Raw genomic sequence first — 12,365 nt, forward strand, 5'->3', positions numbered from 1 at the left:
TAAATTTCAGTCTTCACGCCAAGGCAGAGAACTGCTGTAAAATACGAAACGTATGTCAATATTAGCGTTCCAAATGCCCGACAAAGTCGTAGTGGAGAAAGCTGACGACTTTCACGGGGTGTTTGAATTCAAACCCCTTGAAAAAGGATACGGTGTAACAATCGGCAATGCGCTCCGTCGCATTTTGCTGTCATCGTTGGAAGGATACGCCATTACCAGCGTAAAATTCCCAGGTGTGTTACACGAGTTTTCTTCTATCGAGGGCGTTGTTGAAGACGTGACAGAGATCATTCTGAACCTGAAAATGGTTCGGTTCAAGAAGATCAATGACATGGTCGACAACAAGATCACCGTCAACATAAAGAAACAATCGGTCCTCAAAGCCGGTGATATATCTAAATTCTCGCCATCGTTCGAGGTGTTGAACCCTGAACTGGAAATCTGTCACATCGACGATACCCGGGATTTAGAGATGGAAATTTTCGTGGAAAAAGGTCGTGGCTATGTTCCCGCCGATGAACCACGGGCAAACGAACTCCCATTTGGTCATATCCCTATCGATGCTATTTACACGCCGATTAAGAACGTGAAATATAGCGTTGAAAACACGCGGGTTGAGCAGAAAACGGACTATGAGCGGCTATTATTAGACATCGAAACGGATGGTTCTATCCACCCCGAAGAGGCTCTAAAAGGCGCAGCTTATATCCTGATTCAGCACTTCATGCTGTTCTCAGACCAAACGATGACGTTCGAAACGGCTAAGCCAGAAGAGGAAAATGTAGTAGACGAAGAAGTATTGCACATGCGCAAACTTCTGAAAACGTCGCTGGCTGACCTCGATCTGTCGGTACGTGCCTATAACTGTCTTAAGTCGGCTGATGTACGGACGCTGGGTGACCTCGTTCGGTTAGAGATTTCAGACATGATGAAGTTCCGCAACTTCGGTAAGAAGTCTCTGACGGAGCTTGAGCAATTAGTTGCTGAAAAGAACCTGACGTTCGGTATGGACGTCGCTAAGTACAGATTAGACGAAGATTAAGTCGGTTTACGGTTTTTGGTTTACGGTGGCGCGAAGCGATTTCTATCTGCATCAGTCGGCCGTAAATTGTAAACCGAAAACCGTAAACCTCACAAGATAATGAGACACGGTAAAAAAGATAATCACCTAAGCCGGACGCACTCGCACCGCGAAGCGATGTTGCAGAACATGGCCTCGTCGCTCATCCTGCACAAGCGTATTGAGACGACGGTAGCGAAGGCAAAAGAACTCCGCAAATTCGTGGAGCCTATTTTGACCAAGGCTAAAGATGACACCTACCAGAATCGTCGCGTTGTATTCCAATCGCTGCACGACAAGGAGACAATCAAAGAATTGTTTGGAACGGTAGCGGATAAAATTGCTAGCCGTCCAGGCGGTTACACACGCATCATCAAATTGGGCAACCGCCTGGGTGATAATGCTGAGACCTGCCTGATCGAACTGGTTGATTTCAACGAAACACTTCTTGCTGCTGCTGCAGAGAAAGCGGCTGCTACAACCAAAACTCGTCGTAGCCGTCGTGGTAGTGGTTCACGCGCTGCTGAAACAGCAGAGGTTCCTGCTGCTGAAGTAGTAGAAACAACCCCTGTTGCTGCCGAAGAAGCTCCTACTGCTGAAGCCGCTGGTGACGACCTGACTAAAATTGAAGGTATCGGTCCAAAAATTGCTGAGTTGCTCAATAATGCTGGGATTACTACCTTTGCACAGTTAGCCGATGCACAAGACGAAGCCGTTCAACAAGTTTTAGCTGATGCAGGTCCTCGTTTCAATGTACATGACGCAACAACCTGGAACGAACAGGCAGCCTTAGCCCGCGATGGCAAATGGGATGAACTGAACGAGTTACAGGATCGTTTAAAAGGTGGTAAAGAAGAAGCATAACGGAGTGACTTACAAAAACGTCATATAGAAATGGGTTAACCGCAACGGTTAGCCCTTTTTTTTAGTCTTTCAAGCCAAAACGCATAGATGAAACATACGAAGCAGCCTGAAGCCCTGTTAGTTTTGCAGGACGGAACCGTATATCGGGGATTAGCCCTAGGTAAAATAGGGACAGCTGGTGGTGAAATTTGCTTCAACACAGGCATGACCGGTTACCAGGAGATTTACACAGATCCCTCCTACTACGGTCAGGTAATTATCAATACAACATCGCACATTGGAAACTATGGTGTGCTAAATAATGCCGAACAAGAATCTGGTAGCGTAAAGATTCGGGGAATGGTCTGTAATTTCTTCTCCAATATTCACTCACGCTATACGGCTGATGGCTCTTTGCAGGATTACTTCGAAAAGGCAGGCATTGTAGGCATTCATGGTGTTGATACGCGTCAATTGGTGCGCTATATCCGTTCAAAAGGCGTGATGAACTGCATTATTTCGTCGGAGATTTTGGACCCAGCTGTACTATTAGCGGAATTGCAAAAAGTACCCGATATGGCCGGCTTAGAGCTGTCGTCGGAGGTATGTACGCAGCAGGCATATGAGCAAGGCGACCCAGAATCAAAGCTACGAGTAGCCGTTCTTGATTTAGGGGTTAAAAAGAGCATTCTAAGCAACTTTAACCAACGTGGTGTATTCTGCAAAGTGTTTCCGGCTAAAACGCCATATGCTGAATTAGCCGCCTGGAAACCGAATGGCTATTTTATTGCTAACGGCCCTGGCGATCCAGCAGCTATGCCGTATGCTGTTGAAACAGTCAAGCAAGCCCTAGAGACCGAAACGCCTTTATTCGGTATATGCTTAGGCCATCAGATTTTGTCGCTGGCCAGTGGTATTTCAACGTATAAAATGCATAATGGCCACCGCGGATTGAACCACCCGGTTAAAAATCTGATTACTGGCCATTGCGAAGTCACTTCTCAAAACCACGGTTTTGCAGTAAAAGCTGATGAAGTGATGGATACCGATAACGTTGAACTGACCCACATCAACCTCAACGATAAAACGATTGAAGGTATTCGCCGGAAAGATAAGCCTGCATTCTCAGTGCAATATCACCCAGAATCATCACCCGGTCCGCATGACTCGCACTATCTGTTCGATCAGTTTATTGGCATGATGAACGAATAAGTAAAAAAGCCTGAGTTTCCTCAGGCTTTTTTTGTTGTAGCGCGGTGATGCGGCACACCGATGGAAAACTGCGACGATCAAGTTAAGGTCGCGGGTTTCCATCGGTGTGCCGCATCACCGCGCTACTGTTTCCGCCAAAACTCCCGGCTCCAAACCCGTTGAAATGGCCACTTCCGAGCCTGTAGAGCTATTGGTAAGTAGGCATGCGCCTGTTTAGTTGTCTGTTGATAATAAGCATCGTCATCCGTGAGTACAAGTGCTTCATAGGCTTCACCCGCTTTAATCGTTAAATCGGCGAAGGGAAGCTCGGGTTGCCAGGTAGGATGTTCATTTACTAATCGGTCCTTCAGTAATGTATCTGACGGTATGCCTTGTTGTGGTTGAGGCATTGGCTGAAACTGCTCCTGTGCCACATTTAATGCGTATGAGAGATAAGCCTTTAGTAGTTTAGGGCCTTCATTTGCCGTTTCTGCAATTGTCAATTGGTCAGGCCATAGGCTAGTCACAACGTACACCCGTTCTCGTGCTCGTGTTACGGCTACATTCAGGCGATTTTCGCCACCTCGTGTATTTAAACTACCAAAGTTCATCGACAAACGGCCACGCTCATCGGCGGCATAGCCAATTGAAAAGATGATAACGTCTCGCTCATCCCCTTGCACGTTCTCAATATTTTTGACAAATAAATGTGAGGCCGATATATTGTCCGCATTGCCTCCTGGCGACAAGATGTCGGAATGCTGCACCACCGCGCTACGTTTACTCTCCAGCATATCTTGAATTAACTGTTGCTGGGGATAGTTGAACGTCACAATACCCACGGAACGACCAGGTAATTCAGTGGCTAATTGCTCGAGGAGTTGTAAAACGGCTTCAGCTTCAGCAGGATTTGTGTTCTGCTGCCAAATGCCTTTTACATTCAAATAACGGATGGCTGGCTCTTGTTTATTAATCTCATCGAAATGTGGCAAGAGTGATAATTTATTCTGATAGAAATGTTCGTTCGAGAAGCTGATGAGATCGAGCGAATGACTACGATAATGTTCCGTTAACGATACCTGTGGGAGCTGTTGAGCCGCCAGTTCTAGAAGTGACTCCACTTCTAAAGCTACAGGAATTTCCTCGTCAAACTCTGACTCGTCCAGGCGTGTACGATAAAGATCACTTGGGCGAAGTTGTTGATTATCGCCGGTTACAACAACCTGTTTACCCCGAACAATAGCGGGAACGCCATTTTCAGAAAAACATTGCGACGCTTCGTCGAAGATGACCAGATCAAAGAGTCCTTCGGTCAACGGGAACATCGCCGAAACGGACTCCGGTGACGCCAACCAGCACGGTACAAGTTTAAAGACCTCATCGGCAAACGACTCCATCAATTTTCGAACTGGCCATACATTCCGCTTCTTGGTTGTTTGATGGAGCAAATCACGATACGTAACGATGTTGTTCAGGCGGTTAAACGTTAGATTCCGGTAAGTTTGTTCACGAAGCTTGACAAGCAGAATATCGCGACTCAAGGCTTGCTTTCGTAAGACGCTTTCCTGTAGTATTTGCTCCCATTGTCCCATTTTGAGCGACGATACGCTCCGAAGTTCAGGGTGGGTCATCTCAATATGGTCGAGCCAGGCACGACGCAGGCTTGTCTGGAAATCAGTCACCCATCGATCTGGTTCCAGTTGTTCCAGTCGTTTAACCACAATTTGCTCATGCTCAGAAAAGCCTTCCTGTAACCGATCTGATTCGACCAGAAGATCGAAGTCCTCCCGAAGGGTCTGCCGAAGGCGAATAGCCAACGAACTATCTTCCCAAATACTATTAAGTTGATTCGCGGTAAGGTAGACTTGCGCGCTAATTCGTTCCTGCTCTACAGTTGCCGCAATCTCTAATAACTGGGTGATTGTTTCGATAAATCGCTCATACGACTGCCAGCACGATTCGGGTAATTGCGCTATCGGTTGGCTATCATTAATGCGCTCCACTATATGTTGTGCACGACGCAAAAGTCGAATGCTATCAGGCTGTTCGGGAAGCGATAACCCAAGCAATAATGAGTTAGCTTCATATCGAGTAGCTTCCAACCGAATACGTTTATCCACTTTAGTAGCTAACGTTTGTAAATCAGCTTCGGTAAGCGTTAATGCATTCGTAGATGCAACCAGTTGGAGTTGCGCTTTGCCCGCATTGGTCAATTGCCACCAATTCCAGCTTACCCAGGATGAGCGGGCTGTCAATGCGTCGGCTAATAAAGCTTTAAACGCTCGCAGTTCGGCTGTTGCCAGCGACGTTTCAGGGCCAGGTGACTCTAAAGATTCCTCCCAGGCATGCGCAAGTTGCTCAAATTTCGTTTCCTCTGTCGTTAATGCTGGATGTCTAGGCAAATTGCGTAACTGTTTTGCGACGGCCCATGCTGGTGAGTCAAGCAAATTTAGTAACGCCGTTATTTCCCAATCATGGGCTTGCCAAGTTGCTAATTGCGCCAATGACAATGGATTTCCAATCAACCGGGCTGTCTGTTCATTGGCCGTATCGCGTAGCTGTGCCCATTTAATAATAGTTTGATCTGCTTTACTTAAATCAGCGTTTGTAAATGCTGCAAAACTGACACGTTCAGCCCAGCTATGCTGTTTACCCAGGCGTTGTTGATAAGCCGCATAATCTGTCAGTCTTCGAACAAAGTTATCCACACTCAACAAGTGGAATTGTGGATAAATATCGTCCAACTGAATAACCGGACTAGTTGATGCACAGGTTAAGTACAACTCCTTTGCTGATACCCCACTCTCATTTGTATCAAATAATGCCTGCTTAAAGGCTTGCAATTCGCCAAGCGTTTCATCGATCCGGCGACTTTCAATCTCAAAATCACGTTCGAGCAGCACCGCATTTAAGCTATTATTCTGTTGTCGATACGCTTCTAGCTGATTAATTTGACTGGCAATTTGTGTATACAATGCCCGACGATCGTCTTGAAAGTCATGAATCAGGGCAATAAATGGAGCCATACCGACCTGACGCAGCCGTTCCTGAACGACATCAAGCGCAGCCCGTTTCTGACAAACCAACAGCACACGTTTGCCCGAGGCAGCCGCATCCGCCATTAAATTGGCAATCAGCTGCGATTTCCCCGTACCTGGTGGCCCTTGTACTACCAACGACTGACCTGCTTTTACAGCCCGTACAGCTGCTTCCTGCGATGCATCCATTGGCAAAGGTGTGTGAATGGATTTTTCAGCCAGGAAAGAAGCAGGGGGCAGGGCGCCAGGAGCGGGGAAGAGAAATGCAGGATCAATAACTTCTAAATCAGATGCATCTTGTTCCGCTGAGAACTCTTCCTCCCCTACCCCCTGCCCAGCCCCTTGCTCCTCGCTCCGTGCAAGAAGTGCATCATAGTCTGGAACCAAAAACGAGCCTGCTTGCGGAAAAATACCAAGTACCGCTTCCGAATAAAGCTTTAGTTCGCCCGTACGTTCGAGTTGGGCGAGGTCTTTAGCGCTCTGCTTGTTAAAAAACTGGAATTTGTCAGTAAATAAGTCTTGATTAAAATTGATTTCGAGCGGAGTGGTTTTTAACCATTCATACAGTTGTGTACGAAAAATTGTTGGGTCCCGATCAAAATCATCCATCGTCTTTTCAACGATTTCATCTGGCAGTTTTACCTGATTAAACTGTCCATAGGCTAAGGCAAGCGTTGGATTTAAAAAAGCTAACTCATCGCCCCGGCGAGTGAGTTTCCAAAATTTCCCCTGCTGTTCAATTTTAACAGGGAAGAAAAGAAGTGGCCCATGCACCACGGTCTCATCCAGAAACTTTCCTTTTACAAATGGCCAGCCTACATAAAGATCTTCTGTACCGCGCTCCTCTTCAATGAATCGGGCCATACGGTCAATCCGGCGAAGCTTCCGGCTAACTTCATTACTCCGTTCCTGACGGGCATCAAGCACCTCGCATAATGCGACCGATGGCTTCCGTCCGATCAAATCAGCAATGATCGTGAACGCAGGCTTATTTAGTAGAAAATCTGTTTCCTGTAAGTCTAGGTACTGTCCGGCAGGTAGACTCGTTAGCAACAACGAACGATTACGACTACTCAGATTAGTTAAGCGTCGACGAAATGTCTTGAGTACAGTTTGAACCGCCAGGCGGCCTTGCGGGCTTTTCACAGAATTTATCGTATTCACAGGATTATAACGTTTTACAAGGTAAAAAATCCTCTGAATCTTTTAAATCATATGAATTATAGTAGGTTATCGGTGCAATTTGGCGAGGATTAACTAATCCGGCTAACGGGCTGATAGGTGCTCTTCATCGAGACAGGCTTGGTGAATACGCTTTTCGATTGCTTCTTAGCCTTCTTCCGACGGCCCCACCAAATAATGAAACCTGTGATAGGAAGGCTAGCGCAAACCAGGCTAGCGCAAAAAGCCAGTATTTTTCCCGGTAGACTCAGAATGGCGCCCGTGTGAATATCGTAATTCATCCGACGAACTTTATCCCCCAGTCCCGCCTGTGCATAGGTACCTGCGTAGGGGCCTTCAACAGCGATGGGTTTTAGCGTTTGCTGGTCAAACGTGTAATAATCTAATTTGTAATAAGTGCCAGGCACGTAATTCACATACGCAGAAATGGTTTCAGACGCCTTTTCAGGGCAAGAGACATAAATCCCTGCGGTTTCAGGTTTGTTTTTCGATAACTGCTGCCAAACAACGTCTATGGGAGCCATAAACTGCCGGGCAACTGTCGTATCCGAAAATTGCTGTTTGTATTCAGGAATAGTTTTACCACCTGTAGTAGCCCAGTAAACCGAATTCGAAAACCATTCCAGGCCAAAAATCAGCCCCGTTACCGCCAATAACAACGAGACGAGAAGAGCATAAAAACCGGGCACATTGTGTAAATCGTAGTTAACCCGACGCCATTTGGCACTCCATTTTATTTTAAAGCTCTTATCTCGGTTAGCTTTCTTAAAGTTTTTAGGCCACCACAGCACTAGTCCTGTAACTAACAAAATGGTAAAAACCAGGGTCCCATAAGCGACTACAGACTGCCCAATGGTTTCGGGTAGCCACAAATAGTAGTGACCGTGGAGAATAAAATGGAAAAAATCGGTCTCTTCATCCTGCACGTTCAGCACTTTCCCTGTGTACGGATTTATGTACACCTGGTAGTAGTAATCAGGAGCAGCGCCGTAAAATTGGACAATAGCCGTACGACCACTTCCTCCATAGATAACCCCTTTCGCTGGTTTACCATGAACTAGCTTCTCGGCAATGGACTCTAGTTTTGAGGGAGCCATAAGCGTTTTATTGGCTTCAGGTTCCATAAATTGATAAGGACGCAGAACGCTCTTAATCTCTTGCTCAAACGCCAGAATACATCCTGTTGTCGCAACAACAAATACCAATAGACCGGACACCAGCCCCAGCCAAAGATGTATCTGACCAACCAGTTTTTTCGCTGTCATCGTTTATTCTATACGTAGTAGACTATAAAGCCCATACTTCAATAGGGTCGTGTTTCGCGGCATGCCCGACAAGCATATCAACGATATACGTAATTTTATTTAGATTAACTCTAAAGTAAAAATATACGATCCATGAATAACCAATCCTACAATCAAAAAAAAATTACAGACATTCTTATTTTAAGAACAAAAAAAGCCCAGCGATAGAAATTACCGCTGGACTTCATTATATCATTCTGGAAATAGCTTAGCTACTAACTTTCCTCTTTCTTTTCGGGTATTAACCACGATGCCAGAATACTGACACCCAGAATTCCGATAATAATATAGAGCGAATAAACAGGCTTGAAGCCCATTTCTTCCAACCAATGCTCCGCTAACATTTTAGCTCCGATAAACGTCAGCAGTACCGCTAATCCAATTTTCAGGAAACGGAACTGGCTCATGATGCTGGATAAGAAGAAAAACATAGATCGCAGCCCCATGATGGCAAAAACATTCGAGAAAAAGACTATGTAGGGGTCTTTGGTAATGGAAAAAATAGCCGGAATTGAATCAACGGCGAATACTAAATCGGTAAAAGCGATGACAATAACGATCAGAAATAACGGAGTGACAAAAAGTTTTTTGTCGGACTTCCGGCGGACAAAGAAATTATCCGTCACATTACGATGATAAACATTCAGGTATTTGCTCGCAAACCGAATAACAGGATGGCTGGCAGGTTCAATTTTTTCATCTTCTTCTTTCTGAAAAAACAATTGGATTCCTGTATAAACCAGAAAGGCACCGAACAGATACATAATCCATTCGAAACGCTGAATCAGTGCTGAACCTACGAAAATGAAAATAAATCGTAGTATAATTGCGCCTAAAATTCCCCACACCAGGATCTTTTTGTAATACCGCTCATGAACGCCAAATGAGCTGAATATCAGTATAAATACAAAAATATTATCGGCCGAAAGCGAATACTCAACCAGGTAGCCGGTAATGTACTCCAGGGACATATTGGCCTGAAAATGATCTAAACTGGCCGCAAAATTGCCGGGAATAATTTTCACATGATCAGCATATAGATCACGCACTTCCTGAAGCCGGGCAAATGAATCGATGCCGTGCACCAGGTAACCATAGTTTTGTAGAAAAAAATAAAAGCCAATGGATAAAGCCACCCAAATGGCACTCCAGATGGCAGCCTCTTTAAATTCTACAACATGGCTTTTCTTCTTGGAAAAAACGCCAAGATCAATAGTCATGATTAGAAGAACAAAAGCGGCAAAGGCAAGAAAAAATAGAGTTTCGCTGGAAAACATAATTGCTAAATATACAACCAATTAAGGCTGGAAGCTGGTAGTAGGCTTGGTTAAACAACAAATCTACGCCCAATATCCTGAAGGAAATGACTGCAATTGTTAAAAATATTGGTACAGTAATACCCACCTGTTAATTTTGCCCTATGTTTAATGACAAAAAAGTGATTGTGGTTATGCCCGCCTATCGGGCCGCCCTAACGCTGGAACGTACTTACCGTGAAATTCCTCTTGATTTAGTTGATGATGTTATTTTAGTTGATGATGCTAGTCCTGACAATACGGTCGAAGTCGCTCGTAGTCTTGGGATTCGACACGTTATCCGTCACGATCGCAATAAAGGATACGGTGGTAACCAGAAAACCTGCTACGCGAAAGCAATTGAGCTTGGCGCCGACATTGTGGTTATGCTCCACCCCGATTATCAATATACACCTCTACTGCTGCCTGCCATGATTACAATTATTGGCAATGGTCTGTATCCGGTTGTGTTTGCCTCTCGTATTTTAGGAAAGGGCGCGTTAAAGGGCGGCATGCCAATGTATAAGTATATTGCTAACCGGTTTCTGACCCTCACGCAGAATATCCTGATGAACCAGAAACTTTCGGAATACCATACAGGCTACCGGGCATTTTCTGGCGAAGTTCTCCGCAATCTGGACTTCACATATAATTCTGACGATTTCATTTTCGATAACGAAATGATCGCTCAAATTTTCTATAAAGGCTATGAAATTGGCGAGGTCACCTGCCCTACCAAGTATTTTGATGAAGCCTCTTCTATCAACTTCCGACGCAGTTCTATCTATGGTCTTGGCGTACTGCGTACATCCCTGTTCTATTTCCTGACAAAACTTGGGGTAATGCGCTGGAAGATTTTAAAGTAACGATATAACTTTAGCCTATAAAATAGCGGCTTCCTTAGTGTAAAGGGAGCCGCTATTTTTATAACGCGGGTGGAAACCCGCGACTTTATCCATAATCGCGGGTTTCCACCCGCGCGACACGCTTACAAGTGAATCGCTTCGCCGTAAGCAGCTTCGGTAGCATCTTTAACGGCTTCCGACATGGTTGGGTGCGGGTGAACCGTTTTCAGGATTTCCTCACCCGTTGTTTCCAGCTTACGAGCGGCTACTACTTCGGCAATCATTTCGGTTACGTTTGCACCAATGAAGTGAGCGCCTAAGAATTCGCCGTATTTAGCATCGAAAATAACTTTTACAAAACCTTCTGGAGCACCAGCTGCTTTTGCCTTACCCGATGCGGTAAATGGGAATTTACCTACTTTCAGTTCATACCCAGCTTCGCGAGCGGCTTTCTCCGTGTAACCTACCGATGCAATTTCAGGTGTGCAATAGGTACAACCAGGAATATTATTGTAGTTCAACGGCTCAACGTGTGGTAAACCAGCGATTTTCTCAACGCAGATGATCGCTTCGGCAGAGGCAACGTGTGCCAGCGCCTGACCTTTCGTTACGTCGCCAATGGCGTAATAGCCTTCAACATTGGTACGATAGTAGTCATCAGAAACGATTTTGCCCCGATCAACGGCAATACCCACTTCTTCCAGACCAATGTTTTCGATGTTCGCAACTACACCAGCAGCTGATAGAACGACGTCGACATCAAAGGTTTTTTCGCCGTCTGGCGTTTTTACAAACACTTTGCAACCACTGCCACTCGTATCTACTTTCGTTACTTCCGACTTGGTGTAGATATCGATACCGATCTTTTTGTACTGTTTCGCCAGCTCTTTCGAGATGTCTTCATCTTCAACGGGTACAACATTTGGCAGAAACTCGATGATCGTCACTTTTGTACCCATGCTGGCATAAACGTAAGCAAACTCAACGCCAATGGCACCTGAGCCAATCACAAGCATGCTATCTGGTTTCTTATCCAGCGTCATGGCTTTGCGGTACTCGATCACTTTGTTGCCATCAATGGGGACGCTTGGTAGTTGACGAGCCCGACCACCGGTAGCAATAATAATATGTTTGGCTTCGTATTCGGTAACTTTCCCGTCAGCAGCCGTTACGTCGATTTTTTTGCCGGGTTTTACCTTACCAAAACCATTGATCACATCAATTTTATTTTTCTTCATCAGGAACTGAACGCCTTTACTCATGCCATCAGCAACGCCCCGACTCCGCTTGATAACGGCAGCAAAATCAGCTTTCGATTCGCCCGAAACGGTGATCCCGTAATCGGCAGAATGCTTGATATATTCAAAAACCTGCGCTGACTTGAGCAGGGCTTTGGTTGGGATACAGCCCCAGTTCAGACAAATGCCGCCAAGACTTTCGCGCTCAACAACGGCGGTTTTAAACCCTAACTGCGACGCCCGGATAGCGGCTACATAGCCGCCAGGCCCGCTACCCACAACGATTACGTCGTACTGTGAAGCCATTAGTTTTTAGAAAAATGTATAATGAAAAATGTGTAATGTCCGTGATTACAGAACACAAAGGTA

8 protein-coding genes are annotated in these 12,365 nt (G+C 45.5%); 4 read left to right on the forward strand and 4 right to left on the reverse strand.

The window, feature by feature from the left end; translation table 11 throughout:
• The first annotated feature begins 52 nt into the window (after positions 1-52).
• From ACYVGR_RS11440 to carA, 3 genes are all read left to right on the forward strand, one after another.
• Positions 53-1,042, forward strand: a complete 990-nt coding sequence (locus tag ACYVGR_RS11440) for a DNA-directed RNA polymerase subunit alpha (protein WP_046577854.1) — start codon at positions 53-55, stop codon at positions 1,040-1,042.
• Between the two features lie 99 nt (positions 1,043-1,141).
• The gene (gene rplQ / locus ACYVGR_RS11445; protein WP_460956609.1) at positions 1,142-1,924 is read left to right on the forward strand and encodes a 50S ribosomal protein L17; all 783 of its coding nucleotides are present in this window, start codon (positions 1,142-1,144) and stop codon (positions 1,922-1,924) included.
• Between the two features lie 87 nt (positions 1,925-2,011).
• Positions 2,012-3,115 carry a glutamine-hydrolyzing carbamoyl-phosphate synthase small subunit gene (carA, locus tag ACYVGR_RS11450; protein ID WP_460956611.1) on the forward strand — a complete coding sequence of 368 codons (1,104 nt, stop codon included), beginning with the start codon at positions 2,012-2,014 and terminating at the stop codon, positions 3,113-3,115.
• Between the two features lie 122 nt (positions 3,116-3,237).
• Here the strand turns inward: carA and ACYVGR_RS11455 are convergent, their stop codons facing one another.
• The 3 genes from ACYVGR_RS11455 to ACYVGR_RS11465 form a co-directional block, all read right to left on the reverse strand.
• Positions 3,238-7,188 (reverse strand): AAA domain-containing protein, encoded by a 3,951-nt coding sequence (locus ACYVGR_RS11455; protein WP_460956698.1) that lies wholly within the window; start codon positions 7,186-7,188, stop codon positions 3,238-3,240.
• Positions 7,189-7,385: 197 nt separating this feature from the next.
• Positions 7,386-8,579 (reverse strand): PepSY-associated TM helix domain-containing protein, encoded by a 1,194-nt coding sequence (locus tag ACYVGR_RS11460; protein WP_460956613.1) that lies wholly within the window; start codon positions 8,577-8,579, stop codon positions 7,386-7,388.
• Between the two features lie 254 nt (positions 8,580-8,833).
• Complete coding sequence (locus ACYVGR_RS11465) at positions 8,834-9,895, reverse strand: TerC/Alx family metal homeostasis membrane protein (RefSeq protein ID WP_460956614.1); 1,062 nt, start codon at positions 9,893-9,895, stop codon at positions 8,834-8,836.
• Positions 9,896-10,038: 143 nt separating this feature from the next.
• Here ACYVGR_RS11465 and ACYVGR_RS11470 point away from each other — a divergent pair, with 143 nt between their 5' ends.
• The gene (locus ACYVGR_RS11470) at positions 10,039-10,779 is read left to right on the forward strand and encodes a glycosyltransferase family 2 protein (RefSeq protein WP_460956616.1); all 741 of its coding nucleotides are present in this window, start codon (positions 10,039-10,041) and stop codon (positions 10,777-10,779) included.
• 122 nt (positions 10,780-10,901) lie between these two features.
• Here ACYVGR_RS11470 and lpdA read toward each other — a convergent pair whose 3' ends face one another.
• Positions 10,902-12,302 carry a dihydrolipoyl dehydrogenase gene (gene lpdA, locus ACYVGR_RS11475; RefSeq protein ID WP_460956618.1) on the reverse strand — a complete coding sequence of 467 codons (1,401 nt, stop codon included), beginning with the start codon at positions 12,300-12,302 and terminating at the stop codon, positions 10,902-10,904.
• Positions 12,303-12,365: the final 63 nt, after the last annotated feature.

It is taken from the genome of Spirosoma litoris (assembly GCF_054776755.1).